The sequence below is a fragment of the Amycolatopsis sp. SB7-3 genome (assembly GCF_041021335.1).
In the GTDB taxonomy this organism is placed as follows: Bacteria; Actinomycetota; Actinomycetes; order Mycobacteriales; family Pseudonocardiaceae; genus Amycolatopsis; species Amycolatopsis japonica.
In genome coordinates this window covers 47,959-73,962 of the sequence record NZ_JBFPJQ010000004.1, presented here as the reverse complement: position 1 = coordinate 73,962, position 26,004 = coordinate 47,959, and the positions used below count along the sequence as shown (strand labels likewise).

Here is a 26,004-nt window from a genome sequence, read left to right as displayed (position 1 = left end):
CAAAGTAGGGCGGTGACTGAACGTGCACACAACGGGGAGAGTACAGCAAGCGAATCGGACCGCGCTGGCGCGTCGGTCAATGTCGTGTCACAACGTGCGAGTAGCCGAGTCCGGGCCTGTTCTTCCTGGTCCTGGGGTGCGTGACCCGCCCGGCCGAGAGGGCCGGTCCGGACAGGGCACGACCGAAGAGCAGATGCTGTCAGCCATCTGATCGTAACGCTGTGCATCCGTTTCGGTTCGCGTCGCCTGCGGGCCACACGAATGCCGGAGTAGGCGTCGTGTGTGCCGATCCGCGTCAGTGCTTCGCCGCATCGGGGGTGAACCTCATGTCCCACCACGAGAACCACACGGCAGCGCCCCGATCTTGGTTCGATCGACTTCTCGAACGCTTCCACGAATGGCTTTTCGCGTCCGGCGAGGACTCGAGAGCGGCCGCTCGTGGCTGGCAGGTGACCCGGGTGCCGAACAGCAGGCGCCGTGTCTACCGCGATCCCCGCTGGGACACCGTGCACGCGTGCGAACCGTGCGGAGGCACGGGGTGGTGGCCCTACGAGGACGCCGTTTGCCCGGACTGCGCCGGTGCCGGTGTCGTCCGCTCCATTCCCGCGGCGGCCGTGGCCGCCGAGCAAACCGCCGGACGGACAGGAGGAAGGTCATGAGCCGTTGGCAGGAACCCCAGGCGATCGCCGAGCTGGCCAGGGAGATCACGGTGGTCAGGAGGCCCAACCCGATCACCGCGCTTTACCACTGGCGGTACGAGATCGGCGCGCTCCTCGTCCTCCCGTACGCGCTGTTCTCGCTTTTCCAGGCGGCCGGCCCGATCTGGGGCGCGGTCGTGCTGTTCGGCGTCGCGAATTGGCTGTTCTACTGGAAATCGGCGCGACGGTTCCTCCGCGACCGGCTGCGCTCGATCGTCGTGCAGCACCGGCTGCGGACCGGATTCGCCCGCGCCCGGGTGTGCACCCTCGACGGCAAGCTGCCGGTGATCCTGTGGACCAAACCGCGCGGCGACGAGGTCGAGGTCACCGTGTTCTGCCCGGCGGGGGTCGGCTACGAGCGCATCGAGCAGCGGCGGGCCCTGCTGGCCGCGGCGTGCTTCGCCACCGACGTCCACGTGTACCGCCACCACAAACGTGCCAACGTGGTGCACCTTTCGGTGTGCACGGCGCGGTTGCGCAAGGACGCCGACGACGACGCCGTCGAGATCACGCCCGTGCCACGATATGCCGGGCAGACGGACGGTGCCGCCATTCCCCTTCCGGCGCCCTTCGCAGGAATTCCTCGCGCAGCACGGCGATGAACTCTTCACCGCGCGCGTCCGCGAGCGGCCGCATCGGCCCTGAACGGGTGTGCGCGGTGAAGAACGTGTCCGCGTCGGGGTGGACCATCGGGAACGACAGGACCTCGTCCCGTTCGAGCGTGGCGCCCTCCAACGCGGGGACGAGCGGGTTGCCCGCGGCCCGGTGAGCACGTCGAGCTCCGGAAAGGTCCCGCAGCAGGGAACGAGGACAGGGCCCTCGGGCAGCGCCTGGGCAGGGCGTGCACCGCCGCCGAGACCCAGGGCGCGAACCGCGGGACGTAGTAGGCCTCGTAGCCGTCGGCGGCTTCGTCCCAGGCGCGGGCGAGGCGTTCGGCGGTCAGGACGCGATCTCCAGGGCTTCGGCCTGCTCGGTCACCGGTGCGGTGACCACGCGCGCGGGGATGAGCAGCGACGCCAGCGCGACCAGTCCGGTCAGCGCCATCGCGCGTTCGACCAGCCCGAGGGGGATCGCCCGCCACCAGGGTTCGCCGCCGTTCATCGAGACCACGATCGCCCCGAGGATCACGCCGAACCAGGCCAGGGCCGCCACCGCGAGCACCCTGGTCACGGCGCGCCGCACGGGGGAGGAGGGAAAGACGGCCTTCGCCGCGAACCACACGGCCAGCGGCAGGCAGACGAAGGCGACGACGCTCGCGATCCGGTGCACCGTCCCGCCGGTGCTCGGCCCGATCGCCCAGTTGTTCTTGGGGAACGCCACGATCACCACCAGGCTCACCGTCCAGAGCGCGCAGAAGACCGATGCCGCGGACAGCGCGGGAAGGTGCTTGCGGCGGATCAGCGCGCCGAAGCCGATCGCCGAGCCGAACGCGACCAGCAGGACCGCGACGTCGAAGATCCACTTGTTCTCGCTGAGCGCGTACTCGCTGATGGTGCGGCGGACCGGGCTGATGTCGCTGGTGGCGGGAAGGACCTGCAGCAACAGGATCAGCAGCGCTCCGCCGGCGACGGAGACCACGGCGGCCAGCAGGGCCAGTGGCGACCTGGCGGTGACCTGGGGCGTCGTCATGGTTGAAAGGTAACCACCCAACCTGAAGGTTTTCTTAGGCCGACCTGTCGGAATCGACAGGAAAGTCCCATTCTACGGCGCGCGTGCCGGTGATCGTTCCGGCACGGACGGTGAGATCGTTGGGCCGAAAGAGGTGTAGACGACTTGTGGCGGGTCCCTCCGGCGGGGTCGCGGGTCTAGGGTCTCGCTACCGGTGACCTCACCCGGTCACCGGACTGTCCAAGGAGGTCAGTCTGTGGGGTATTCACCAAACCGGCGAAGAGCGGGATGGACCGCGGCGACCCTGGTACTCGCCGGGGCCTTCGTGGCACTTCCGTCGGCCACGACGGCGGGGGCCGCGGACAACGTGGTGCGGGCCGATCAGGCCGTGCCGCGTTCCTGTTTCGCCGCGCTGCAGAAGCCGGGTACGTCCGGCACCGATCGGCGCGAGTTCACGTCCACAGTAGACGGTCTGCTGCAGGCGCGCCTGGCGCCGCGCGGCGGCACCGAGGGCGACTGGGACCTCGCGGTCTTCGACAAGGCCACCGGCGCCGTGGTCGCCGCGTCCGCCGCGTTGCGCAGCCACGAGCTCGCCGAAGGCTTCGTGAAGAAGGACCAGAAACTGGTCGTGCAGACCTGCCGGTACGACGGCCGGACGCGCGACGCGGTATTGGGGGTCGACTTCCTCGCGCTCACGCCGCAGGGGACCCCGACCGGCGCCGCGCCCGCGCCGCAGCGCGCCGAACTGGTCCGGGTCGAGACGCCCGCCAAGCAGGACAAGGACAAGCTCCTCCGGCTCGGCCTGGACGTCACGGAGAAGGCCGACGCCACCGGCGTCGAGGTCGTCCTCGCCAACGACGCCGACCGCAAGACACTGGCGGACAACGGCTTCAAGTCGAAGGTGGTCGACGGAGACCTTTCGGCGCGGTCGATCCAGAACGCCAAGACCGACCGCGAGTACGCCGCGAAGACGCCGGGCTCCACCCTGCCGTCCGGGCGCACGAGCTACCGGCACCTCTACGACTACCAGTTCGAGGTCAAGGAACTGGCCCGTAAGAACCCCAAGATCGCCACGGCGTTCACGCTGCCGCAGCCGACCTGGGAAGGCCGTGACGTCGTCGGTCTCGAGATCGCGACCGACGTCAAGAACATCGCCGACGGCAAACCCGTCAACTTCACCATGGGCGTGCACCACGCCCGTGAGTGGCCGGCGGGCGAGCACGCCATGGAATGGGCCCACGAACTGGTCAAGGGCTACACCGGCAACAACCCCGAGATCCGCGGTCTGGTCGGCCGGACGCGCAACATCATCGTGCCGATCGTCAACCCCGACGGCTTCGAAATCTCCCGTGAGGCCGAGCCCAAGGGCGACTTCTCGCGGTTCGACTACGAGATGAAGCGCAAGAACTGCAACGTCAACGACTCGCCCAAGGAGTTCGCGACCGGCGTCTGCAAGGCCAACCCCGGCGGCCGTGAACGCGGCACCGACCCGAACCGCAACTACGCGGGCTTCTGGGGCGGCGCCGGCGCGTCGACCCTGTGGCGCAGCGACACGTTCCGCGGCTCCGGCCCGTTCTCCGAGCCCGAGACGCAGAACATCCGCTCGATCGTGTCGAACCGCCAGGTGACCAACCTGATCACGCTGCACACCTTCTCGAACCTGGTGCTGCGTGTCCCGGGTGTCGCCGCCGTCCGCCCGCCGCTCGACGAGCCGGCGTACAAGGCGCTCGGCGACAAGATGGCCTCGCGCAACGGATACACCAGCCAGCCGTCGTGGGCGCTCTACGACACGACCGGGTCGACCGAGGACTGGTCGTACTGGGCCACCGGTGGCTGGGGCTTCACCTTCGAGATCGGCAACACGGAGTTCCACCCGCCGTTCGAGGCCGGTGTCGTCGCCGAGTACACCGGCGTCGCCCCCGCGGCCGGTGCCGGCAAGGGCGGTAACCGTGCGGCCTTCATCGACATGATGGCCAACGCCGCCGACCCGGCGGCGCACTCGACGCTGATCGGCACGGCGCCGAAGGGCTACCAGCTGAAGCTGCACAAGACCTTCCAGACGCCGACCTCCCCGGTGGTGCAGCCGGACGGCTCGACGAAGCCGCCGATCTACGTGACCGACGACCTGAACTCGTCGCTGTCGTCGACCGGTGGCCGGTTCGCGTGGTCGATCAACCCGTCGACCCGTCCCTACGTCGCGGGCCGCTACGGCCGCGAACCGCAGGGGCCGGCGCAGGCGGCGATCCAGGTCGCCAACCCGCCCGGGGTCCCGGCGATCAACACGAACTACCCGACCGACCCGGCTTCGGAGAGCTTCACGTTCCACGTGGACGGGCTCCCCAAGGTCGACAACGGGAAGTTCAGCGTCGACGTGAAGTGGGCCAGTCAGGACACCGACTGGGACCTGTACGTCTTCGACGCCGCGGGCAACATGGTGTCGTCGTCGGCGAACGGCGGGACCACGGAAGAGCACGCGATCCTGTACGACCCGCCCGCCGGGGACTACCGGGCCGTGCTGGTCAACTACTCGCAGGCGAACCCGTCCACTGTGGACGATTGGACCGGCGGTGTGTCGTTCCAGTCGCCCATCCCGCCGACCTACGGTCCCAAGGAGGCGTACCAGCTGACCTGTACGTCGCCGAAGGGCAAGCTCGTCGGGCTGGCGGACGTCTACATCGACCGCGGCCAGACGGTCGACGTCGGTGAGGTCTGCACCCGGTCGGCGCGCGCCAAGAAGGAGCGCTCGGGCCGGTAGTTCCTCGTATTGCGCGTGAAGGCCTCCTTCCCTCGGCTCAGCCGAGGGAAGGAGGCCTTCACGCGCGTACGCATTCAGAGGACGAAATGCGGAGGGGGCTAGACGGTGCCGACCACGCGGTCCCGTACGACTCGCATGGTCGCCGTGTCCACAGTGGACGGTTCCGCCGCCAGCCAGCCGCCGATCTCGTGCAGGAACTGCTCCGGCGTCATCGGCGGCGCGGGGGAGGGATCGTCGGGATCCGTGGTGATCTCACCGGTCCGGCTCGGGTACACGACCATCGCCCCGCGCAGCGTGACACCGGGCAGCACCCGCCGGAATTCGGCGAGGCTTTCGGTCAGTCTGCTCCCACCGCCGCGGAAGGCGCGGCCGTTGCGCAGCAGACGGTCGTCGTCATCGGTCTCGTAGTGACCCGGCAGCCACAGCTTCGATTCCACGAGCACGAGCCGCTTCCCGCACAGCACCGCGTGGTCGACGTCGGCGAACACCGAGTCCGGCCACGAGAGGCCGTGGAAGATCCGCGCGCCGGGCAACCGGGTCAGATAGCGCTCGAGCATGTCGGCGGTGAGACGCTCGGCGAGTTCGTCGGTCTCGACGCCGGGGGTGCCGAACACGCGTTTCCCGCCGAACTCGGCGGCGAACCGGTTCTTGGCGCGGGAGGCGGCCAGATAGCCGCGCGCGAGCCGTTGCACCAGCAGGGCGGTGCCGGCGGTCAGGATCAGCCAGACGATCAGCGTGGGGGCCGAGAAGCCGACGCCGGTCAGCACCGGCAGCAGGACCAGCACCATCCCGCCGACCGCCGCCACCACGGGGGTGTGCCCGGGGCCACGACGGCGGCCGTGGCGCACGCGCTCGTCCTGTGCGGCGAATTCCCACCATTCGAGGTCGTCCGGATCGATCACGACCGGTTCGGGCTCGTAGCCCGGTTCTTCGCCGAAGCGGCGCCGCGGCCGCGGCCGGATCGGGGCGCGCACCGAGCGCCCGCCCGCGTCGTAGCCCGCACGCCGCATCGGATCGCTGAGCGTGTCGTAGGCCTCGCGGACCAGCTGGAACGTGAGGGCGGATCCGCCGGTGTCCGGGTGATGCGACTTCGCCAGCCGCCGGTACGCGGTCTTGATCTCGTTGACCGAGGCGGCCTTGCCCACGCCGAGCACCTCGTAATAGTCGACGTCGGGCACGGGCGGTTCACCTCCAAAGGGCCGGGCCGCAACACTATTCGGCCGCCGTCGCCGGGTCGCAACCACCTCCGCGGCGCGTCGGGGTGACGTCGCGGGCATACTGTTTCGCTTGTGGCGGAACGAGGTCCGCCTCCGCCGCGTCCTGGATATCGTGGAGATCGACAGCGTACGAGGAAGGATCGCGGTGGGAGAACCGGTCACGGGCACGGCCGCCGGGGTGCCGTTCACGGTCTTGCCGCCATCTGCCGAGGTCAGCGGACCCGCGCCGGTGGTGGTCGCCTGGCATATGATCGACGCGCCCCGCTCCGACGCGGCGTTCGCGGCCGCGTTGCCGCTGGCCGGGGTGCCGGCGTGGCGGGTGTATCTCGGAATGCCGTTGTGCGGCGCGAGAATGGTCGACGGCGGCATGGACGCGGTGGTCGAACGGGCCCGGCGGGACGCGATGCTCGCCTACGTCGACCCGTTCGTCCGCCAGGCGGCGCTGGAATTCCCCGCCGCGCTGGCCGAACTGCGTGAACGCTTCGGCTTCGACACGTCCCGCACGGCGGTCGCCGGCGGGTCGCTCGGTGGTGCGGTGGCGCTGACGATCCTGGCCACGCGGGAGATCCCGGTGCGCGCGGCGACCCTGATCAACCCCGCCGTGCGGGCGCGTTCGGTGGTCGGCTTGGTGGAAGGCCTGCTGGACCAGCCGTATCCGTGGAACGACGAGGCGGACCAGGCCGCGGATCGGCTCGACTTCGTCGCACGATCGGGTGAAATATCGGCGCGGGAAACCCAAGTTCCGCTGCTGCTCGTCTCCGGCGAGGACGACTATCCGTCGTTGCGCACCGACGCCGACGATCTGGTCACCGCGCTGCGCGAGCGGTACGCCCGGCCGGACGACGTCCAGTTGGCCAGGGTGGCCGGTCTCGCCCATCCGCTGGCGGAAGAACCGGGCATCGAGCCCGCGCCGCAGCTGCCGATCGCGAAACTGGTGGACGACACGGTCGCCGAGTGGCTGACGCGCCACCTGGGCTGACGCACGTCAGCAGCCGGGTAGCGGCGCCGAGCGGGGCGGGCCGAATTCGAGGCGCAGCTTGTCGGTTTTCGGGATCACGAACGCGACACCGGTCAAGGCCCGCCAGTTCGCCGGGAGGAAGACGTACTGGCCGCTGGACTGGAGCAGCAGCTTCAGCCCGGTGTACCGGTACTTGTAGGCCGATTCGGGGTCGGCGCATTTCACCTGCAGGACACCGTTCGCGGTGAGGTTGAGGCTTTCCGCGCTGTACAGGGTCGCGGCCGGTCTGGTCGCGATCACCCCGGAGGCTTCGAAGGCACGGCTCGTGCCGACGGCTCCCGAGTAGTCGCCGACCGCCCAGAAGAGGCCGATGCTCACCAGGACGTAGCCGGTCACCAGTTCCGCGACGCTCGACCGGGTGCTTCCCGTTCTGTGCGCTGTCCAGTGCCGCCAGGAGAACAGCACCATCAGGACCCCGATCGCGAAGCCGATCCCCGGCGCACCAGGCCGGTCGCGGAACGGTTCCGGGTCGAGGGCGATCGCGGTCGTGACGGCGAGCAGCGCGAGGCCGAGGACACCCGCGACGGGGGAGCAGATCCGCAGCAGCCGGGCCCAGGAACCCTCGCCTAGGCGGATCTTCAGGAACCGGGTCAGGACGAGGAACAGCAACGCGGCGCCCGCGGCGGCAGTCAGGGGCAGGAGCACCCCGTCGACACCGCGCCCGAAGATCTCGTCCGGTGTCTGGCCGAGCAGGGTGTAGTGCACGCGGAAGTAGATGAAGTACGTCTGCGTGTAGACGAGCCCGAAGTAGTAGAGCAACGCGGTGAGCAGCGTCGTGTTGGCCAGCACGGTGCCGACCAGCCTGAGCGCGTGCGACGGGCCCGCCGCGGATTCGGGCTCCGGCGGCGTGGGGGCGCGCAGGCCCCGGCGTAGTGGCCGCCGGGTGCTCATCCGCCGGTGGTTTCGCTCGGCTGCGAGCTTTCCGGCTTCGGCGGCGCCGAGCTTTCCTCCGTGGTCTCGGTTTCGCAGGCCCTCGCCCGGATCGTGATCGTCTTGCCGGGGTAGACCGGATTCGGGCCGATACTGCGGATGCAGTTCCCCTCGCCCACGACCACGACCGAGACACCGCATCGCCGGGAGCTCTTGCAGAGCCGTTCGAGGTTCTGCTCGATCGCGTCCTTGGCGGTGGCGGGGTCGGTGCCGAGCAGGTCGCTGTTGTACCTGATCGGGCTTCCGGGCACGACGCCGGGCGGAGGGGAGTCCTTCGTCGGGCCCGGTCCCGTAGGCGGCGCGTCGGACGACGCCGTCGGGGCCGTCTCGGTGGTGATCCCGCTGTCGGTCGTCAGATCGCCCGGCGCCGTGTCGCGGGGCGTGGACGTCCCGCCGCAGGCGGTCGCGAACCCGAGTGCGGCGATCGCCATCGCCGCGCTGAACAGCCGTTTCATGGACCTCACCGTCCTCGGAAAAGACGTCCTTCTGGGTAAGGACGCGGAACGACGAGCCCCTGATACGTCCCGCACTGGTCCATTCGGGCGTATTACCCGGGATTCCGCCCTTTCGGGCAATCCCGGGTGGACCGGTGCGCGACAACTTCGCCGCGTGGCCTTCCGACACGCCCGAAATTATGTTAAGAAACTTTACTAACTAACAGGGAGGCGCGTTTTGAGTTCATCCCCGCGGCCGGGGCTCGAGCGGAAGATCGGGCCGCTCCAGGCGACCGCCATCAACATGACCCAGATGTGCGGCATCGGCCCGTTCGTCACCATCCCCGCGATGGTGGTGACCCTCGGCGGCCCGCAGGCCATGTTCGGCTGGCTCATCGGCGCGGTCATCGCGCTGGCCGACGGTCTCATCTGGGCGGAACTCGGCGCCGCCCTCCCTGGTGCCGGCGGCACCTACGTCTACCTGCGCGAGGCGTTCGGCGTCCGCACCGGCAGGCTCATGCCGTTCCTCTTCGCCTGGAGCGCGGTGCTGTTCATCCCGCTGATCATGTCCACCGGCATCATCGGCCTCGTCCAGTACCTCGGATACCTGATCCCCGGTGTCGCCGACGACGGCGGGACGACGACGCTCGGCAAGGTGATCGGTCTCGGGATCATCGCCCTGATCGTGCTGGCGTTGTTCCGCAAGATCGGCGAGATCGGGAAGCTGACCACCGTCCTGTTCGGGATCATGCTGTTCGCCGCGCTCTCGGTGATCGTCGCGGCCTTCACGCATTTCGACGGCGCGCAAGCGTTCGCCTTCACCCCGGGCGCGTTCTCGTTCGACGGCGGCGCGTTCTGGGCCGGGCTCGGCGCGGGCCTGATCATCGCCATCTACGACTACCTCGGCTACAACACCAGCGCCTACCTCGGCGGGGAGGTACGCGACCCGGGCCGGACGCTGCCGCGCTCGATCATCCTGTCGATCCTCGGCATCATGAGCCTGTACTTCCTGCTGCAGCTCGGCGTCCTCGGCTCGGTCCCGCTGGAGGAGCTGAAGAACGCCACGTCGGTCGCCTCCACCGTGCTCGAACAGGCGTGGGGCACGGGCGCGGCCAAGGTCATCACCGTGTTCATCGTGATCGCCGCGATCGGTTCGGTGTTCGCGGGCCTGCTCGGCGGTTCGCGGGTCCCGTTCGAAGCCGCGCGCGACAAGGTGTTCCTGCCGGTGTTCGCCAAACTGCACCCGAAACTGAACCTGCCGACCGCCGGTGTGCTGACGATGGGCGCCATCGCCGCGATCGGCTCGCTGTTCACCCTGACCGCGGTGATCAACGCGGCGGTGACGGTGCTGGTGCTCATCCAGTCGCTCGCGCAGGTCGCGGCGATCGTGGTGCTGCGGCGGCGACGGCCGGAGCTGGAGCGGCCGTACCGCCAATGGCTCTACCCGATCCCGACGATCATCGCGCTGCTCGGCTGGGTCTACATCTACTTCTCCGCCACCTGGCTGTCGATCGGGCTTTCGGTGGGCTGGATCGTGCTGGGCGTGGCGGCGTTCCTCGCCTACGCGAAGGCGGAGCGCGTGTGGCCGTTCGGGCCCAAGGGGATTCAGGAATCGTTCGCGGGGGCGGCAGAGGGGAACGGGAAGTGACGGGGGAAGAACTGATCCTGGGGATCGACTTCGGCGGGACGAAGGTCGCGATCGGGCTGGCGGACAGAGCCGGGAGCCTGCTGGTCACCCGGAGGCTCGACACCGACGCGCAGGCGGGCGCCGAGCAGGTGGTGAGCCGCGCGCTCGCCGCGGCGCGGAAACTGCTCGCCGACGAAGGCGCCGCGGAACGGCTCGTCGCGATCGGCGTGGTCAGTCCGGGCATCGTGCTGGAGGACCGCATCCTGCTCGCGCCGAACGTGCCGGGCTGGGAGGAACTGCGGCTGCGCGAACTCGTCGCGGCCGAGTTCGAAGGCGTCCCGATCGAGGTGGGCACCGACGCCAAGGCGGCGGCGCTCGCGGAATGGCGTTGGGGGGCACTGGCGGACACCGATCCGGCGGTGTTCCTCTCGCTGGGGACCGGGATCGCCGCGGCGGTCCTGGTCGGCGGCCGGCTGCTGGCCGGCGCCAACGGCGCTGCGGGAGAGATCGGGTACAACCTCCTCTCGCCGCAGGACACCGACGGTTTCGCCAGCGGAGCGGCGCCGCTGGAGGAGGCCGTCGGTGGGCGTGGGCTGGGCGGCCGGGCGAGTGTGCTGCTCGGCCGCCCGGTAACCGCGGGCGAGCTGTTCGGCCTCGCCAGGGAGAACGCGCAGGCGAAGGAACTCGTCGGCGCCGCGCTCGACGAACTGTCGATGCACGTCGCGAACCTCGCGATCGCGCTCGACCCGCAGCGCATCGCCGTCGGCGGGGGGTTGGTGCGTTCGGCCGACATCCTGCTGCCCGCGCTGCGTGAGCGGCTCGCACGGGCCGTGCCGTTCCCGCCGGAACTGGTGTCGGCGAAATTCGACCAGGACGCGTCCCTGCTGGGCGCGATCGCGATCGCGCTGGACGCGTAGCGAGATCACCGACCGAAGCCGCCGGGCTTCCGCTAGATCCGATCTAGCGGAAGCCCGGCGGCTTTCTCGCGCCTGAGGGGTGAGGCGAGAGGAGGTCGGTCATGGACGTCAGTCCGCTGCGGGTCGCGGTGATCGTCGGCAGCACCCGCGAAGGACGGGTGGGGGACACCGTCGGCAAATGGTTCACCGGCCGGGCGGAACACCGGGACGATCTCGTCACCGACGTGCTCGACCTGGTCGACTTCGACCTGCCCTCCGGGCTTCCGGAGCATCCGACGCCCGACATGAAGCGGTTCGCGCGGCTGGTCGACGAGGCGGAGGCGTTCGTCGTCGTGACCCCCGAGTACAACCGCAGTTTCCCCGCGTCGCTCAAACAGGCGATCGACTGTGCCTACGACGAGTGGCGCGCGAAACCGGTCGGCTTCGTCTCCTACGGCTACCGCTCGCAGGGGCTTTACGCCGTGGAGCAGCTGCGCACGATCTTCACCGAGCTGCACACGGTGACCATGCGCGACACGGTGGCCTTCAACCTCCTCGACGGCACGATCTTCGACTCCGACGGGCAAGTGCAGGCCGTGACCACCTTGCTCGACGCGCTCGCCTGGTGGGGCCTCGCCCTGCGCGACGCCCGCGCCGCCCGCCCCTACGTCTGCTGAAAGCTTCTGAAAGGAAACGGAAAATGAGTGAACTGGCCATCGAAGCCTCGGGGCTGGTCAAGGTGTTCGGCGAGAACCGGGCGGTCGACGGGATCGACCTGAAGGTCCCGGCAGGCACCGTGTACGGCGTCCTCGGGCCGAACGGCGCCGGCAAGACCACCGCGGTGAAGATGCTCGCGACCCTGCTCCGCCCCGACGGCGGTGAAGCGCGCATCTTCGGCAAGGACGTCGTCCGCGACGCCGACGCGGTCCGGTCCATGGTGAGCCTGACCGGGCAGTACGCCTCGGTCGACGAAGACCTGACCGGCACCGAGAACCTGGTGCTGATCGGCAGGCTGACCGGGCACCGCAAACCGGCCGCCCGCGCACGGGCGGCGGAGCTGCTGGCGGCGTTCGGCCTCACCGAGGCCGCGGGACGGCAGGTGAAGAACTACTCCGGCGGGATGCGGCGGCGGATCGACATCGCCGCGAGCATCCTCAACACCCCGGACGTGCTGTTCCTCGACGAACCGACCACCGGGCTCGATCCCCGCAGCCGCAACCAGGTCTGGGACATCGTGCGCGCGATCGTGAAGCACGGCACCACTGTCCTGCTGACCACGCAGTACCTCGACGAGGCCGACCAGTTGGCCTCGCGGATCGCGGTCATCGACCACGGCAAGGTGATCGCCGAAGGCACCAAGGGGCAGCTGAAGGCGTCGGTCGGCGCGGGCGCCGTCCACGTCCGGCTGCGCGAGGCCGGCCAGCGGTCCGAGGCCGAGGCACTGCTCGTCCGCACCCTGGAGGCGCAGGTGCTCCTGGAGGCGGATCCCGTCGCGCTGACCGCCCGGCTTTCGGGCGAGAGCACCGAACAAGGTGCCGCCGAGCACGCCGCGCGCGCACTGGCCGAACTCGCCCGCGCCGGCATCGTCGTCGACACCTTCTCCCTCGGCCAGCCGAGCCTCGACGAGGTCTTCCTGGCCCTCACCGACCGCACCGCAACGCCTGAGGAGAGTGCAGCTTGAGCACCACGGCAGTCAAAGACAACGAACCCGTTCTCGCGGCACCGAAGGCGGAGGATCTCGCCGCCGTCCTGATCGCGAAGAACCGCCCACAGCGCCCGAGCGCGCTCTCCACTTCGGTCACCTTCGGGTGGCGCGCGATGCTGAAGATCAAGCACGTGCCCGAGCAGTTGTTCGACGTCACGGCGTTCCCGATCATGATGACGCTGATGTTCACCTACTTGTTCGGCGGCGCGCTGTCCGGCTCGCCGACGCAGTATCTGCAGTTCGTGCTGCCGGGCATCATGGCGAGCAGCATCCTGATGATCACGATGTACACCGGGATTTCGGTCAACACCGACATCGAGAAGGGCGTCTTCGACCGGTTCCGCACGCTGCCGATCTGGCGGCCGTCGGCGATGGTGGGCTACCTGCTCGGCGACATGCTGCGCTACCTCATCGCCTCGCTGGTGATTCTCGGCGTCGGGCTGATCATGGGCTTCCGTCCCGCCGGGGGAGTCGGGGGCGTGGCCGCGGCGATCCTGCTGCTGCTGGCGTTCTCGTTCGCGTTCTCGTGGATCTGGACGATGTTCGGCCTGCTGCTGCGCAGCGAGAAGTCGGTGATGGGCGTCAGCATGATGGTGCTGTTCCCGCTGACCTTCCTCAGCAACATCTACGTCAATCCGGAGACGATGCCGGGCTGGCTGCAGGCCTTCGTCGACGTGAACCCGGTGACCCACGTGGTCGCGGCGGTGCGCTCGATGATGGACGGGAACTGGGACGGTGGCGAGATCAGCTGGGTGCTGATCGCCGGCGCGATCATCCTCGCGATCTTCGGCACCTTGACGATGCGGCTCTACAACCGCAAGTGAACCGGGGGTAGGTCCCCTGGCGGCTCACAGCCGCCAGGGGACTTTTTCCTCGGGCGCGTAACGGCACGAAGAGCCGGTGGTGACCGACGCGCGCAGGTGCGCGGCCAGCGCCGGATGCTGCTCGTCGAGTTTGCGCAGGGTGTCGCGGATCCGGGCGGTGACCGTCTTGCGGGCGCGTTCGGCCTCGTCGCCGAGCCGCCGGGTGCGGCCGCCGAGCCCGGCCGCGGACCGCAGTTCGGCGAGCAGCGCGTCCCGTTCCCGGTCCAGCGCGGCGGCGCGCGCGTCCTGGCCGAGCCCGGTCGCGGTGTCGATCAGTTCGTCGAGTTCGTCCAGCCGCGCGCGGTACCGGGCCTTCGCCTCGGCGTCGAGGACGGCGTCCCCGCCGAGACTCTTCGCGGCGACGACCACCTCGCCGCCTTCGGGATCGAGCAACCGCACCGCCGTCACCTCCGAGCCCGGCCTGCCGAGCAGGAAATGCAGATCCCGCAAGCCTTTCGAGTCCGGAAGGTGGGTGGTGACGCCGTCGAAGCGCAAGGTCCACACGGTTTCGTCGCGGCGGAACTCGGCCATCGGCGCAGTCGGGGTCCGCGCCTCCTGCCGCGCCCGTGTCACCCTGGCCGCGACCTGTCGCATACCGAGCGCGGTGGCTTCTTCGTCCACTTCGGACAGCAGGCTCATCGCGGCCGTCGCGTCGCCGTCGAGGTTGCGGCCGGAAAGGGCGATCGCCAGCCAGGACTTGGCTTCGGCCGCCCAGACCGTCGCCCTGAGACGATCCGCGGAGACCGCGGCACCGCGCAGCCGGTCCACCGCTTCGTTCCACCGTTCCTGAGCGAGATCGAGCCTGCCGAGCCAGAGGTCGACCGGGCCGGAGATCTCGCAGCCGTACAGGGAAACCAGCCACTCCCCGCTGTACGGCAGGAGAAGCGCGCGGGCCGCTTCACAGCGTTCGGGATCGCGTGAGACCGCCGCCGTATGCGCCTGACAGCGCAACCACAACGCTTCCAGGTCCCGCGGATACGGCTTCGCGTCGGCCGCGAGATCGGTGAGCCGGACGGCTTCCCCGACGTCCTCGCGCTGGGCGGCGGTGATCGCCTCCAGCAACCGGCCGTAGGCGTACCCGGTGCGGGAGATTTCGCGGTGCAGCCCGACGAGTTCGTCGAACCGTCCCTCCAGGCACCACCGGGCCCATCGCTGCAACTGGTTCAGGTCACCGAAATGGGGATGGTCGTCTCCTCCGTGACACGAGACCACTTGCTGGATGAACGCCTCGGCTTCGGAGAACCGGCCCTGGAGCGTGGCGATGATGCTCTGGTCGATCCGGGACGCCAGCTGTGAACTCGGCGCCCTGCCGGTGGCCGCCAGGGCGAGAAACTCCTGGTATTGCTCGAAATACCGGGGATCGCCCTGTTCGAGCAGCGCCACCCACTTGAACGACGCCGCGTAGTGCTCCAATTCCGGGTTCGAGGTGCGGCGGCCGACGAGGACCAGTTCGTCGGTGAGCCGCTCGCGTTCCGCGGCGCTGCCCGGCCCCCAGATCGCGTCGTGCCGGGCCCACAGACCGAACAACAGGGCGGAATCGTCCTGGTCGTCGCGGGCGGTGATCATGATGTGCGCGGTCAGTTCCTGCGTCATCTCCTCGACGGTGACGTCCCGGCCGGGCTCGCGGCCGCACAGTCGTCCGTGCGCTTCGGTGAGCACCTTGACCGTCTCGTCGACCCGCAGGCCCTTGTGGTCGGCGCGGATCAGGGTCAACGCGAGCCGGGCGAGGAGATCGTCGTCGTCGAGTTCCCGGATGAGCACGGAGACGTCGTCGAGGACTTGCCTGCCCTCCTCGGTTTCCTGGTGGCGGGTCAGATGCGCGCCCAGTTCGAGCGCGATGACCGCCTGCCGCCGCCGGTCTTCGACGATCTCCATCGCCCGCCGGTAGTGCGTGGTCGTCTCCTCGATCGCCATCCGGCCGGTGGCGTCGATCGCGGCGGCGAGCAGCAGATCGACGGCCTCGTCCGGATCGAGTTCACGCCCCGCGAGCAGCGCGTGGCGGGCCATGTCCGCGGGGAAGAGCCGGTCCGAGGACGACGGCGTCTCGCGGGCCGCCGCGACGACCGCGGCGTGATGCTTGCGGCGGTCCGGTTCGGACAGGCCGGCGTACAGCGTCTCTCGGACGAGGTCGTGGGCGAAGGCGAACCGGCCCTGCCCGTGCACCACGACCAGCCGCGCCGCGACGGCCTGGTCGAGCAGCCGGTCCACCTGGGGCACGGGCGCCGACGCCACCCCCGCGAGCAGCCGCCGGTGGAATTCCCTGCCGAGCACGGACGCGGTGGTCAGCAGAGCGAGGACCGGCCGGGGGAGCAGGGAAAGCCGTCTCTGCAGGGCGTCGGCCACGCCGGGGGCGATGGTCTCCGCGGAACCGCCGCTGTGCCACAGCCGGGCCGTCTGCTCGACGAAGAACGGATTCCCGCCGGTGCGGCGGTGGACCTCGGCGACCAGCGCGTCGTCGGGCTCCGCGCCCGCCGTCCTGGCCATGAGGGTGCCGACCTCGTCCGGTTCGAGGCCGGTGAGAGTGACCGAAGTGGCCTTCGCGAGCAACGGCAGCATGAGCGAGCGAAGCGGATGATCGGTCGCTTCGACCTCGACATCCCGGTACGTGCCGATCAGCAACAGCCGTTCGAACCAGGTGTGCTGGGCGGCGAACTCCAGCAGCCGCAGCGAGGCGGCGTCGGCCCAGTGCAGGTCGTCGAGCACCACGACGACCGGCTGGTCCTGAGAAGCGGCCACCAGCGCACTCGTCACCGCGTCGTACAAGCGGAACCCGTCGGCCGCGCCGTCGCCACGCGCTTCGCCGAGCAGGACGTCCAACGCGCTGTCGGCCATCGCGGCCCAGCAGCGCTCGCCGACCGCGCGCCGCAGCCCGCGGACCACCTGTGTCCACGGCCAGTAGCCCGGGGCGCTGGCGGAGTCCCAGCAGGATCCGTTGAGCACGAGGGCGCCGAGACGCTTCGCCTCTTCGGCGGCGCCGGTGACGAGCGTGGTCTTGCCGATCCCGGCTTCCCCGGTGACCAGCACCAGCCCGCCGTGGCTTTCGGCGGCGCGGGCGATCTCCGCGCGGAGCACCCCCGCGGGATGGTCACGTCCGATGAGGGCGGCTGACATGTCCGAATCCTCCCAGTAGGGTCCGACAATCTCACGACGCGCGCCCGCTGTCAGGCGTTACCTCCGGTCCGTCGTGACCGACGGTGACCGACGTCTCCCGGTCGCCGGGAACCCCCGGCGGGGGAAATCCGACTTTCTGGACGTGAGTAATCGAGTGGGACGGCGGGTGAACAGCCGTCGAAATTCCTGCCCCGGCGGGCGGAGGCGGCCTGTTGTGCCAGGTCAGCTGGTCGCGGGCTGGAGTAGGGTGCAGAGTATGGGGAGCATTCGCTCGCGCGTGCTGGCGTGGATCGGCCGCCGTTACCTCGCGCGTCAGCAGAAGAACGGTTTCGACCTGTCCAAGATGTCGGTCATCCCGGACAACGCGCTGCTGCCGCTCAAGCGCGACGGTCTCGACCCGGTGGCCGAGCTGGGCCGGATCCGCGCGGCGGAGCCGATCAGCAAACTCGACCTGCCGTTCGGGATGAACGGCTGGCTGGTCACCGGCTACGACGAGGCCAAGGCCGTGCTGGGCAAGGTCGGCGAGTTCAGCAGCGACTTCACGAACCTGGTCGGGAACGCCGGCGTGACCGAGGACCAGAACCCCGGCGGGCTCGGGTTCGCCGATCCGCCGGTGCACACCCGGCTGCGGCGGCTGCTCACGCCGGAGTTCACCATGCGGCGGCTGTCGCGCCTGACGCCGCGGATCGACGAGATCGTCGCAGAACAGCTCGACGCGATGGAGAAGGCGGACGGCCCCGTCGATCTGTGGGAGGCCTTCGCGCTGCCGATCCCGTCGCTGACGATCTGTGAGCTGCTGGGTGTCCCGTACGAGGATCGCGACGACTTCCAGCGGCTGAGCACCGCGCGGTTCGATCTCTTCGGTGGCGCGGGGGCGTCACTCGGTGCGATGACCGAGTCACTGTCCTATCTGGACGAGATCGTCAAGAAGCAGCGCGAGCAGCCGGGCGACGGTTTGCTCGGCATGCTCATCAAGGAGCATGGCGACGAGATCGACGACCGCGAACTGGCGGGCCTCGCCGACGGCGTGCTCACCGGCGGGCTGGAGACCACGGCGAGCATGCTCGCGCTCGGCGCGCTCGTGCTGCTCAAGGATCGCGAGCTGTTCGAAACCGTCCGCGGCGACGACGAGGCCGTCCACAAGTTCGTCGAGGAACAGCTGCGGTATCTGACCGTGGTGCAGATGGCCTTCCCGCGGTTCGCCAAGGAGGACATGGAGATCGCCGGGGTCCGGATCGCCAAGGGCGACATCGTGCTGGTGTCGCTCAGTGTCGCGAACCGCGACGGCGTCCTCGGCGAGGACATGGAGAAGTTCGACGCGACCCGCGAGCCGACGTCGCATCTCGCCTTCGGCTGGGGTATCCACCGCTGCATCGGTGCCGAACTGGCCAGGATGGAACTGCGCACCGCGTATCCCGCGCTGATCCGCCGGTTCCCGGAGATGCGGCTGGCGGTCGAACCGGAAGAGGTCGGCTTCCGGAAGGTCTCCATCGTCTACGGCGTCGACGCGTTGCCCGTACTGCTGGACTGATCTTTCAGGCGACTCCTCTCGGACGGAACTGGATGCTGATCCTCGGGCCGACCGGTTTGGCGGTTTTGGGGACGGCGTGTTCCCAGGTGCGCTGGCAGCTGCCGCCCATGACGATCAGGTCGCCGTGGCCGAGGGCGCGCCGGATCGTCTCGCCGCCGCCACGCGGGCGCAGCGCCAGCTGCCGGGCGGCGCCGACCGAGACGATCGCGACCATGGTGTCCTCGGTGCGGGAGCGGCCGGTGTCGTCGCCGTGCCAGGCGACACTGTCGCGCCCGTCCCGGTAGAAACACAGGCCGGAGGTCACGAACTGCTCGCCGAGCTCTTCCGCGTAGTGCGCCGAGAGCGTCTCCCGCGCCTCCGTGAGGATCGGGTGGGGGAGTGGCATCCCTTCGCGGTAGTAGCTCAGTAGCCGGGGAACGGCGACGACGCGGTCGTACATCTGCCGTCGTTCGGCGTGCCACGGCACGTCTTCGGCGAGCCGGGTGAACAGCTCGTCGGCGCCGGAGAGCCAGCCGGGCAGCACGTCGATCCAGGCGCCGCGGGTCAGCTCGGTGCGCCGGAGCCCGTCGAGCGAGCCGAGCCCGAGCGCGGCGCACTCGTCGAACAGCGAGGCTTGCAGGGCGGGGGTCATGGCATCCGAACCTACCCCGGTTCCGATCATTTGTCGAACGGGTGTTCGAGTGGGCGTAAATGACCTGATTCTGTCGGTGGGGTCGGGCACGATGGTCCGCATGATCCACACAGCGAGGTCCGCGGACGGGACGCCGATCGCGTTCGAACGACGCGGCGAGGGGCAGGCGCTGGTCGTCGTCGCGGGCGCGGGCAACGACCGGCACGGTGACGAACCGCTGGTCGCGGAGCTGACGGCCGAGTTCTCCGTGGTGACCTACGACCGCCGGGGCCGCGGAGACAGCGGCGACACCGCGCCGTACGCGGTCGAGCGGGAGATCGAGGACCTGGCCGCGGTGGTCGCCGCGCTCGGTGAGCCGGTGATCGTGCACGGCATCTCCTCCGGGGGTGCGCTGGCGCTGCTCGCGGCCGCGGCGGGAGTGCCGATGACGCGTCTGTCGGTCTTCGAGCCGCCGTATCGCGGCGAGACGGAAGAAGTTCCCGTGGGGTATGCCGACGAGATGCGCGAGCTGGTCGCGGCGGACCGGTGGGACGACGCCGTCGCGCTGTTCACGATGTCCGCGGTCGGCACCCCGGCGGAGGCCGTCACCGCGGCCAAGGCGACGCCGATGTGGGCGGAGCTGCGGTCGTTCGCGCCCACGCTCGTCTACGACGCCTTCGTGATGAGGGATTCCAAGGTGCCCGGCGAACTGGCGTCGATCGCGACGCCCGTGCTCGTGGTGAACAGCAACGGCAGCACCGACTGGCTGAAGGCCGCCGCTCTCGCCGCGGCGAAGACGGTCCCGGGGGCGCGTCGGGTCGAGCTGGACGGCGAGTTCCACAGTGTCGCGCCGGAGCGGCTCGCGCCTGAGCTCAGCGCGTTCTACCGGGATCCTCGATGAGGCGCAGGTAGGCCGCGCCGCGAGGGGAGATCCGGTAGCCGACTTCGAGGCTGAGCGTCAGGCCCAGGTTCTTCAGCTTGCGGATGTCGACTTTCAGCGGTTCCTTCTCGCGGCCGAGGAGTTCGGCGAGGTCCTGTGCGCGGCGGCCGGGATTTTCGGCGATGAGCCGCAGGGTCTCGTGCGTCCACGGGCGACGTCTGTCCATCTTGGACAAGCGCTTGCCGATGGCCTCGGCGTCCTTTTCGGACAGTTCGGCGTCCGCGCTGAGGGCGTGCCGGGGATCGGGGCCGAGGTAGTGCAGGTGGATCCGGTAGACCGGGGCGTCGGCGGGGCCGCGCAGTGTCCCGCGGACCGCGTTCGCGGACTCCGCGCCGGAACGGCGGGCGTCGGCCTCGGTGATGTCGTCGGGGTCGACGATCTCGACCGAGACGACCTCGATCACCCCGGCCTCCAGCCGCATGACGTCGCCGGGGCGGACGTTCTGTTTCGACCAGCGCCGGAAGGCCAGGTCGATCGTCCCGGCCGCCAGTCCTTCGAGGACCGTCAAGGAGAGGATCACCGTCGTTACCCAATCAGCGGGACGCCGGAGCGTCAACGTCTTGTCCGACGACGGTTCGTGCTCGTACAGTCGCAGCCTGGTCCTGGTCTGGACCATCACCGCCGCCCTGAGTGCGCAGGAGGCAGGATGCGGAGACGACTTCGGACCGCCGGGGTGGTCGCGACGGCCGTCCTCGGCCTGATCGCGTCGGCGATGCCGGCGAACGCCCAGATCGGAACGGGGCCGTGGACGGCGGAGAACCCCTCGTTCAACGTGCAAGAGCGCGGATGCGGCCAGGTCGACGGGCTGAACTTCGAGCTGACCTGCTCCACCGGAAGCGGGGACCAGCGGGCGGAACGACGCTACGTGACCTACACCGGCGGGACCCGGCAGTTCGAGGGGTCGTTCCGGATCACCAGCATGGCGGGCAGCCGGATCAGCTTGAAGCAGACCTTCCGCGACGCGCCGACCGCCGGCCCGTACTTCATGCTCGCGGTCGAACGCGGCGGGCGGCTCTACGCCGTGCACGGCGGGGACACCCTGGGAAGCGGCGCGACCGTCGGGACGTCGGTGCGGGTCAACACCGTGCACCAGGTCGGGAGCACGCACAAGGTGTACATCAACGGTTCGCTGAAGCAGACCGTGAGCAGCAGCAGCGGGAGCTATTACGACAAGTTCGGCGCCTACCGGACGGCCAGTGGGGCCGGGCCGGTCAAGGTGACTTGGAGCGGGATCAAGTTCTGGCGTAAGTGAGCGGGGTCGCCTCGTGAGCGGTGAGGACGGTTCTAACCGTCCTTGCCACTCACGAGGCTCGGGCCGCGGCGCCACGCGTCGAGGTCCGTCCATGCCTGGAGCGTCCGCCTGCTCTCGAACCGGCGGTGTTCCCCGGTGACCGGATCGGTGAACTCGAGGACTTTCGCCAGCAGCTGCAAGGGTTCGGTGAAGTCGTCGAGCGGGGTTTCGGTCAGCTCCGGGTAGAAGTCGTCGCCGAGAATCGGCAACCCGAGGCCGCTCATGTGCAGCCTGAGCTGGTGGGTGCGGCCGGTCGCGGGGATCAGCCGGTAGCGGCCGAGACCGTCGCGGTGCTCGATCAGCTCGACGCGGGTCTCGGCATTGGGCGGCCCGTCGATCTCCTGTGCGGCGATCACCCCGCGTTCCTTGACGATGCGGCTGCTGATCTCACGCGGCATCGCGACGGCAGGATCGTGACGCGCGATCGCCTCGTATTCCTTGTGCACCAAACGGTCTCGGAACATCGTCTGGTATTTGCCGCGGACTTCGGGGGTGATCACGAACAGGATGAGCCCCGCGGTGACCCGGTCGAGCCGGTGCGCGGGGGTGAGCCGCGGGAGATCGAGGTCGCGGCGCAGCCGGACCAGCGCGGTCTGCAGGATGTGCCGTCCACGCGGGATCGTCGCGAGGAAATGCGGTTTGTCGGCGATGAGGAAATGCTCGTCGCGGTGCAGTATGGAAACCTCGAACGGCACCTCGACCTCTTCGGGCAGGTCGCGATGGAACCAGATGAACGAGTCCGGCACGAAGGGCGAATCGACGCCCAGCGGCCCGTCGAGTCCGACGATGCGCTCCTCGCGAAGCATCTCCTCGATCCGTTCGGGCGCGACGCGGGGAAGCCGCTCGACGAGGTGCTCCCGCAACGTCGTCCACGGCCCCTCGGCGGGCATCTTGAGCCTCGCGGGATCGAGCCCGTGGCGGGGCGGGAGCGGCGGGCGGAGCTTGCGTCTCATCACCGCGCACTCTAGCCGCGCTCCTGGCCGAGGGCGGCCGCCGTGGTCTTCTGCGGGTGCTCGCCGGTGTCGCGAAAGTGGCTTTCGCAACTCCCCGGAGTTATCCACAGTGGGGCTGGTGTGGCGAGTTGTCCACAGGCCGGCAAAAGGGACTGGTGCGCGATCGATCGCCGTCCCGATGATCATGGGGTGAAGACCGGAGACTGGGCCCGTGACCCCGAAGGGCTCTATCAACACAGCCGTGGTGGCGTGGTCACTGTCGCCCGGCTCGGGCAACTCGGCGTTCCGTCCATGACCTGCTATCGACGGTGCCGCCCCGGGAAACCTTGGCAACGGCTGCTACCGGGTGTCGTGCTGCTGAGTTCCGGAACGCCGACGCGGCGACAGTTGGTCGATGCCGCGCTCCTGTACGCGGGGCCGGACGCCGTGGTGACCGGAGTCGTCGCATGCCGGCGGCAAGGGCTGCGGGGTTTGCCGGACCAGCCCTTCGGTGTCCACCTCCTGGTGCCACTCGAGCACAAGGTCGGCAGTTCTGGGCATGTGATCGTCGAACGAACGACCCGGCTACCGCAGGCGATCACGATCGACGGAGTGCCGCTGGCGCCGTTGAACAGGGCGGTCCTCGACGTGTGTCGTCGGCTTGGCTCGAGACGAGAGGCTTCCGCTCTGCTGGCCGAGGCGGTGCAGCGGGGTGTGAGCCTCGCGGAGCTGTTCGCCGAACTCGACGCCGGGAGCAGCCGTGGCACGGCGATCCCGCGCGAGGTGCTGCATAGGATCGCCGACGGAGCACGGTCGGCGGCGGAGGTCGACGCGATGAAGGTGTGGCGGCTGACCGGCTTGCCGGAACCCTTGTGGAATCACGAGTTGCGCGACGAGAACGGCGAATACATCGCGACCGCAGACGGCTACTTCGTGGCGGCGGGTCTGGCCTGGGAGATCGATTCGTACGACTTCCATTTCGGCAAGCAGCAGTACGCCGCGACGGTCGCTAGAAACGCCAGGTACGCGGCTGCCGGCATCGTGGTCCTTCAGACGTTGCCCAGCCGCTTGCGAACGGAACCGAAACGTGTCGCCGCGGAACTCGTCGCGGCTTATCGAGCCGCCATCGCCCGTAAGCAGGCCGCCTGACCACCCACTCTGGCGTTGCGAAAGCCACTTTCGCAACCTTCAACGTTGCGAAAGTGGCTTTCGCAACGTCCGGATCGGCGCCCAGGCGACTGGCGGGCCGAGAGGCGTCAGGAGTTCGGCTGGTCCCGGTACCGCGCGAGGTACCGCTCGGTCACCTCGGCTTCCGCGACCGCGGCGGCCTCCGCGCGGGTCTGGCGCCCGATGCCCGGAGGGAAGCCGTTCTTGGCGAGCCGGTGCTCGATGCTCTCCTCCATGTAGGCCATCGAGTAGAAGTACGCCACGAGCGCGGCCATCAGCACGATCGCCAGCCGCAGGGTGAGCGGGCCGGGCAGGAGCAGCCACACCGCGCAGAGCGGGGCGATCATCACCGTGCTGCGGGCGACGTGCCGCCAGCGCCAGCTTCCGGTGGTCGCGTCGTGGAGGATCCAGTCGTGGTAGCGCTCGGGCAGCCTGCCGCCGAGTGAGTACCACAGCCAGCGGAACACGTCCGGGCGCTTGCGGGGCATCGGGCGACTCCTTCCTTCGATACGATCACAGTACACTAATCATTAGTACGCTAAATGTTAGCGTCACCGCTAGGATCGGCGGCATGAACTCGGAGGGGCCGGAGATGAAGTCGATCGATCTGGGTGAGGATCCGCTCGCTCTGGAGCGTCAGGTGTGTTTCGCGCTGTCGGTCGCTTCACGCAGCGTCATCGCCATCTACCGGCCGCTGCTGGAACCCCATGGGCTCACCCATCCGCAGTACCTCGTCATGCTGGCGCTCTGGGAACGGGGCCCGCAGGCGGTCAAGGACCTGAGCGTCGCCCTGCGCGCCGAACCCGCGACGCTGTCACCGCTGCTCAAGCGGCTGGAGACGATCGGTTACGTCACTCGCCGGCGCAGCGCCGAGGACGAGCGGCTGCTGACGGTCGAGCTGACGGAATCCGGTCGCGCGTTGCGCGCGGAGGCGGAGAAGATCCCGTATCGCGTCGTGGAGAAGCTCGGAATGGAGGTCTCCGAGCTGGAGGCGCTGCACAAGGCGCTCACCCGCGTCATCGAAGCCACGGCTTGAGCGAACCGAAACCGGGGTGTGACGAAATGAGGGTGTGAAGCCGCTCCGGGGTGGGTAATTCCCGTCACGCCAGCACAAAGTGACAGGAAGATGAGGGACCGTGACCACCTCGACCCCCGCGCCCACGGAAGCAGGTCTGGAGCTCATGACCAGGCTGAACGCCTACTTGGAGGACGTGGCCGCGGCACTGGGGATACAGCGGGATTCGGGCACGGTCGACCTCACCGGTCCGGTCACCGCCCAGCTGAGGCTCAACTGGCGCCTTCCCGGCTTCCCCGAGCGCGACGTCGACCTGATGTGGCACGAGGAGCACGGCTGGTCGGCCGCCGTGGCGACGCATGCGGACGACGATCACCACGTCGTCGTCGCCTACCTCGGCGGCCGCACGGTGGCGTCGCATCCGCGACTGGTCGCCAGGTTCGCCCAGACCCTGCGGACCGGCGACCACCAGGACTGCTGGCCCGGTCCGCCGGCGTTGCGCACCGCCGCCGGACCTTCGTCGCTCGCCAAGGAGCTCGCCGCCTGGGCCTGATCACCCAGGTGGGGCGAGGACCACGTCGAGCGCGATCGTGATCTCCCGGCCGATCAGGAATCTCGGCGCGCGGAGGCCGATCGCCCGCCGGTCGAAGACGGCACCGGCGAGCACTCGCCAGGTGCCGTCGCCGTTGTCCACCGGTCCGGTCGCGGTCACCGTGAGGGGACAGGACTCGCCGCGCGCGCCCAGAGTGCCCTCGACCGTCCATCCGTCCGGGCCCTCGTCGGCCCGGTCCGCCGCGAAGGTCAGCACAGGCTGCGCGTCGATCGCCAGCAGTCCGGGTTTACGCAGGTCGGCGTCGCGTTTGGCGTTGCCGGTGTTGATCTTGTCGAGGTCCAGCGCCGCTTCGACGACGACGCCGTCGGCGGAAACCCGTACCGAGCCCAGGCTGACCGGGATCGAGCCGTGGACCACGCGGAATCCGAAGTTCCGGACGGTGAACGTGGCCGAGGTCCGATCGGCGAGCACGGTCCACGTGCCGACGCGCGCGGACGTCCCGGCGGTCATCGCGGCTCACCCACCAGGCCGAGCGAGGGCAGGGACGTGTGGAGCACGCGGTGGACGTCCACCCGGTCCGGGCCCGGCAGCAGCGCGGGATCCTCGCCGGGCAGCAACTCCGTCGCCATGATCGTCTTCTGGACCGTCTCCATCGCCTCGATCGACTCGGTGAAGCCGAGAACGAGGCTGGAGCGGTCTTCGGCGGTCAGGACGTAGAAGCCGCCGACCCCGTCGAGTCCCCGCACGGCGGGCCGGATCCGCTCGCGCCCGCCGAACTCGGCGGCGTCGGCCTGTGCCTGGGTGAGTGGCCGGTCGAACCAGGTCGCCTGCGCGATCCTGGGCTCGGCCGCGCCGCCTTCGGCGTCGGCGACCGCGTAGACACGGGCGTCGAAGACGTGGGCGATACGCCGGTCGGCGGCGGCGAGCGCGGACCCGCGGTCGCGCCACAACGCGACGACGAGCCCGGTCAGACCGCCGACCTGGGCGAGCGTGCAGGTGCCCGGCGACCCGGTGCCGGGATGGAGTTCGGCGGCGAGGGCGTGGCCCCAGCCCGCGGACTCGTCGGCGTGCGAACGCCGGAACTGGTGGACGGTGGCGTACAT

Annotated in this window: 25 protein-coding genes; 14 read left to right on the top strand and 11 right to left on the bottom strand. The window is 69.5% G+C overall.

The window, feature by feature from the left end:
- Positions 1-655 precede the first annotated feature (655 nt).
- Entirely contained in the window at positions 656-1,300 is a 645-nt protein-coding gene (locus AB8M46_RS27910) for a hypothetical protein (protein ID WP_037344143.1), read from the top strand.
- Positions 1,301-1,637: 337 nt separating this feature from the next.
- On the opposite strand, the gene AB8M46_RS27905 is transcribed toward AB8M46_RS27910, so the two are convergent.
- Positions 1,638-2,327 carry a DUF998 domain-containing protein gene (locus AB8M46_RS27905; protein ID WP_394362190.1) on the bottom strand — a complete coding sequence of 230 codons (690 nt, stop codon included), beginning with the start codon at positions 2,325-2,327 and terminating at the stop codon, positions 1,638-1,640.
- Positions 2,328-2,562: 235 nt separating this feature from the next.
- Between AB8M46_RS27905 and AB8M46_RS27900 the strand changes: the two genes are divergently transcribed.
- Entirely contained in the window at positions 2,563-5,061 is a 2,499-nt protein-coding gene (locus AB8M46_RS27900) for a M14 family zinc carboxypeptidase (protein ID WP_125736302.1), read from the top strand.
- 98 nt (positions 5,062-5,159) lie between these two features.
- On the opposite strand, the gene AB8M46_RS27895 is transcribed toward AB8M46_RS27900, so the two are convergent.
- Positions 5,160-6,239, bottom strand: a complete 1,080-nt coding sequence (locus tag AB8M46_RS27895) for a DnaJ domain-containing protein (protein ID WP_037344146.1) — start codon at positions 6,237-6,239, stop codon at positions 5,160-5,162.
- Between the two features lie 184 nt (positions 6,240-6,423).
- Here AB8M46_RS27895 and AB8M46_RS27890 point away from each other — a divergent pair, with 184 nt between their 5' ends.
- Positions 6,424-7,257 (top strand): alpha/beta hydrolase family protein, encoded by an 834-nt coding sequence (locus AB8M46_RS27890; RefSeq protein WP_394362189.1) that lies wholly within the window; start codon positions 6,424-6,426, stop codon positions 7,255-7,257.
- Between the two features lie 6 nt (positions 7,258-7,263).
- Here AB8M46_RS27890 and AB8M46_RS27885 read toward each other — a convergent pair whose 3' ends face one another.
- Positions 7,264-8,187 carry a hypothetical protein gene (locus AB8M46_RS27885; RefSeq protein ID WP_394362188.1) on the bottom strand — a complete coding sequence of 308 codons (924 nt, stop codon included), beginning with the start codon at positions 8,185-8,187 and terminating at the stop codon, positions 7,264-7,266.
- Positions 8,184-8,681 (bottom strand): hypothetical protein, encoded by a 498-nt coding sequence (locus tag AB8M46_RS27880; protein ID WP_394362187.1) that lies wholly within the window; start codon positions 8,679-8,681, stop codon positions 8,184-8,186. Before AB8M46_RS27880 ends, AB8M46_RS27885 begins: the two co-directional genes overlap by 4 nt.
- A gap of 217 nt (positions 8,682-8,898) precedes the next feature.
- Here AB8M46_RS27880 and AB8M46_RS27875 point away from each other — a divergent pair, with 217 nt between their 5' ends.
- The 5 genes from AB8M46_RS27875 (at position 8,899) to AB8M46_RS27855 (ending at position 13,712) form a co-directional block, all read left to right on the top strand.
- Entirely contained in the window at positions 8,899-10,308 is a 1,410-nt protein-coding gene (locus tag AB8M46_RS27875) for an APC family permease (RefSeq protein ID WP_037344154.1), read from the top strand.
- The gene (locus tag AB8M46_RS27870; protein ID WP_394362186.1) at positions 10,305-11,204 is read left to right on the top strand and encodes an ROK family protein; all 900 of its coding nucleotides are present in this window, start codon (positions 10,305-10,307) and stop codon (positions 11,202-11,204) included. The genes AB8M46_RS27875 and AB8M46_RS27870 overlap by 4 nt, the downstream gene beginning before the upstream one ends.
- A gap of 101 nt (positions 11,205-11,305) precedes the next feature.
- Positions 11,306-11,860 carry an NADPH-dependent FMN reductase gene (locus AB8M46_RS27865; protein ID WP_394362185.1) on the top strand — a complete coding sequence of 185 codons (555 nt, stop codon included), beginning with the start codon at positions 11,306-11,308 and terminating at the stop codon, positions 11,858-11,860.
- Positions 11,861-11,883: 23 nt separating this feature from the next.
- Positions 11,884-12,864, top strand: coding sequence for a daunorubicin resistance protein DrrA family ABC transporter ATP-binding protein (locus AB8M46_RS27860; protein WP_037344160.1), 981 nt, complete (start codon positions 11,884-11,886; stop codon positions 12,862-12,864).
- Positions 12,861-13,712 carry an ABC transporter permease gene (locus AB8M46_RS27855; protein WP_037344162.1) on the top strand — a complete coding sequence of 284 codons (852 nt, stop codon included), beginning with the start codon at positions 12,861-12,863 and terminating at the stop codon, positions 13,710-13,712. The genes AB8M46_RS27860 and AB8M46_RS27855 overlap by 4 nt, the downstream gene beginning before the upstream one ends.
- A 24-nt stretch (positions 13,713-13,736) precedes the next feature.
- Here the strand turns inward: AB8M46_RS27855 and AB8M46_RS27850 are convergent, their stop codons facing one another.
- Entirely contained in the window at positions 13,737-16,862 is a 3,126-nt protein-coding gene (locus AB8M46_RS27850) for an ATP-binding protein (protein ID WP_394362184.1), read from the bottom strand.
- 256 nt (positions 16,863-17,118) lie between these two features.
- Here AB8M46_RS27850 and AB8M46_RS27845 point away from each other — a divergent pair, with 256 nt between their 5' ends.
- A complete protein-coding gene (locus AB8M46_RS27845; RefSeq protein WP_394362183.1) occupies positions 17,119-18,393 on the top strand; it encodes a cytochrome P450 in 1,275 nt (424 codons plus the stop codon).
- A 4-nt stretch (positions 18,394-18,397) separates the two neighbouring features.
- On the opposite strand, the gene AB8M46_RS27840 is transcribed toward AB8M46_RS27845, so the two are convergent.
- On the bottom strand, positions 18,398-19,024 hold the full coding sequence (locus AB8M46_RS27840) for an alpha-ketoglutarate-dependent dioxygenase AlkB (RefSeq protein WP_394362182.1): 627 nt from the start codon (positions 19,022-19,024) through the stop codon (positions 18,398-18,400).
- A gap of 100 nt (positions 19,025-19,124) precedes the next feature.
- Here AB8M46_RS27840 and AB8M46_RS27835 point away from each other — a divergent pair, with 100 nt between their 5' ends.
- Positions 19,125-19,904, top strand: coding sequence for an alpha/beta fold hydrolase (locus AB8M46_RS27835; protein ID WP_394362181.1), 780 nt, complete (start codon positions 19,125-19,127; stop codon positions 19,902-19,904).
- Here AB8M46_RS27835 and AB8M46_RS27830 read toward each other — a convergent pair.
- Positions 19,876-20,559 carry a hypothetical protein gene (locus AB8M46_RS27830; protein ID WP_394362180.1) on the bottom strand — a complete coding sequence of 228 codons (684 nt, stop codon included), beginning with the start codon at positions 20,557-20,559 and terminating at the stop codon, positions 19,876-19,878. The genes AB8M46_RS27835 and AB8M46_RS27830 overlap by 29 nt on opposite strands.
- A 30-nt stretch (positions 20,560-20,589) precedes the next feature.
- Here AB8M46_RS27830 and AB8M46_RS27825 point away from each other — a divergent pair, with 30 nt between their 5' ends.
- Positions 20,590-21,195, top strand: coding sequence for a hypothetical protein (locus AB8M46_RS27825; protein WP_394362179.1), 606 nt, complete (start codon positions 20,590-20,592; stop codon positions 21,193-21,195).
- A gap of 32 nt (positions 21,196-21,227) precedes the next feature.
- Here the strand turns inward: AB8M46_RS27825 and AB8M46_RS27820 are convergent, their stop codons facing one another.
- Complete coding sequence (locus AB8M46_RS27820; RefSeq protein ID WP_394362178.1) at positions 21,228-22,187, bottom strand: RluA family pseudouridine synthase; 960 nt, start codon at positions 22,185-22,187, stop codon at positions 21,228-21,230.
- Positions 22,188-22,376: 189 nt separating this feature from the next.
- Between AB8M46_RS27820 and AB8M46_RS27815 the strand changes: the two genes are divergently transcribed.
- Complete coding sequence (locus AB8M46_RS27815; protein ID WP_394362177.1) at positions 22,377-23,315, top strand: hypothetical protein; 939 nt, start codon at positions 22,377-22,379, stop codon at positions 23,313-23,315.
- A gap of 107 nt (positions 23,316-23,422) precedes the next feature.
- Here AB8M46_RS27815 and AB8M46_RS27810 read toward each other — a convergent pair whose 3' ends face one another.
- Entirely contained in the window at positions 23,423-23,821 is a 399-nt protein-coding gene (locus tag AB8M46_RS27810) for a DUF5313 domain-containing protein (RefSeq protein WP_037344172.1), read from the bottom strand.
- Positions 23,822-23,925: 104 nt separating this feature from the next.
- Between AB8M46_RS27810 and AB8M46_RS27805 the strand changes: the two genes are divergently transcribed.
- The gene (locus tag AB8M46_RS27805; protein WP_378429244.1) at positions 23,926-24,369 is read left to right on the top strand and encodes a MarR family winged helix-turn-helix transcriptional regulator; all 444 of its coding nucleotides are present in this window, start codon (positions 23,926-23,928) and stop codon (positions 24,367-24,369) included.
- A 100-nt stretch (positions 24,370-24,469) separates the two neighbouring features.
- Positions 24,470-24,901: a DUF6292 family protein gene (locus AB8M46_RS27800; RefSeq protein WP_037344174.1), complete on the top strand. Its 432-nt coding sequence runs from the start codon at positions 24,470-24,472 to the stop codon at positions 24,899-24,901.
- On the opposite strand, the gene AB8M46_RS27795 is transcribed toward AB8M46_RS27800, so the two are convergent.
- Both AB8M46_RS27795 and AB8M46_RS27790 read right to left on the bottom strand, forming a co-directional pair.
- Positions 24,902-25,411: a YceI family protein gene (locus AB8M46_RS27795; RefSeq protein ID WP_394362176.1), complete on the bottom strand. Its 510-nt coding sequence runs from the start codon at positions 25,409-25,411 to the stop codon at positions 24,902-24,904. It abuts the gene before it with no gap.
- Entirely contained in the window at positions 25,408-26,004 is a 597-nt protein-coding gene (locus AB8M46_RS27790) for a hypothetical protein (RefSeq protein WP_394362175.1), read from the bottom strand. The genes AB8M46_RS27795 and AB8M46_RS27790 overlap by 4 nt, the downstream gene beginning before the upstream one ends.

Excerpts from the sequence above, each read along its gene's own strand:
- AB8M46_RS27910 (WP_037344143.1), top strand. The coding sequence starts at position 656 with ATGAGCCGTTGGCAGGAACCCCAGGCGATCGCCGAGCTGGCCAGGGAG.
- AB8M46_RS27905 (WP_394362190.1), bottom strand. The coding sequence starts at position 2,327 with ATGACGACGCCCCAGGTCACCGCCAGGTCGCCACTGGCCCTGCTGGCC.
- AB8M46_RS27885 (WP_394362188.1), bottom strand. The coding sequence starts at position 8,187 with ATGAGCACCCGGCGGCCACTACGCCGGGGCCTGCGCGCCCCCACGCCG.
- AB8M46_RS27880 (WP_394362187.1), bottom strand. The coding sequence starts at position 8,681 with ATGAAACGGCTGTTCAGCGCGGCGATGGCGATCGCCGCACTCGGGTTC.
- AB8M46_RS27865 (WP_394362185.1), top strand. The coding sequence starts at position 11,306 with ATGGACGTCAGTCCGCTGCGGGTCGCGGTGATCGTCGGCAGCACCCGC.
- AB8M46_RS27860 (WP_037344160.1), top strand. The coding sequence starts at position 11,884 with ATGAGTGAACTGGCCATCGAAGCCTCGGGGCTGGTCAAGGTGTTCGGC.
- AB8M46_RS27850 (WP_394362184.1), bottom strand. The coding sequence starts at position 16,862 with ATGTCAGCCGCCCTCATCGGACGTGACCATCCCGCGGGGGTGCTCCGC.
- AB8M46_RS27845 (WP_394362183.1), top strand. The coding sequence starts at position 17,119 with ATGGGGAGCATTCGCTCGCGCGTGCTGGCGTGGATCGGCCGCCGTTAC.
- AB8M46_RS27840 (WP_394362182.1), bottom strand. The coding sequence starts at position 19,024 with ATGACCCCCGCCCTGCAAGCCTCGCTGTTCGACGAGTGCGCCGCGCTC.
- AB8M46_RS27835 (WP_394362181.1), top strand. The coding sequence starts at position 19,125 with ATGATCCACACAGCGAGGTCCGCGGACGGGACGCCGATCGCGTTCGAA.
- AB8M46_RS27830 (WP_394362180.1), bottom strand. The coding sequence starts at position 20,559 with ATGGTCCAGACCAGGACCAGGCTGCGACTGTACGAGCACGAACCGTCG.
- AB8M46_RS27825 (WP_394362179.1), top strand. The coding sequence starts at position 20,590 with ATGCGGAGACGACTTCGGACCGCCGGGGTGGTCGCGACGGCCGTCCTC.
- AB8M46_RS27820 (WP_394362178.1), bottom strand. The coding sequence starts at position 22,187 with ATGAGACGCAAGCTCCGCCCGCCGCTCCCGCCCCGCCACGGGCTCGAT.
- AB8M46_RS27810 (WP_037344172.1), bottom strand. The coding sequence starts at position 23,821 with ATGCCCCGCAAGCGCCCGGACGTGTTCCGCTGGCTGTGGTACTCACTC.
- AB8M46_RS27805 (WP_378429244.1), top strand. The coding sequence starts at position 23,926 with ATGAAGTCGATCGATCTGGGTGAGGATCCGCTCGCTCTGGAGCGTCAG.
- AB8M46_RS27795 (WP_394362176.1), bottom strand. The coding sequence starts at position 25,411 with ATGACCGCCGGGACGTCCGCGCGCGTCGGCACGTGGACCGTGCTCGCC.
- AB8M46_RS27790 (WP_394362175.1), bottom strand. The coding sequence starts at position 26,004 with ATGTACGCCACCGTCCACCAGTTCCGGCGTTCGCACGCCGACGAGTCC.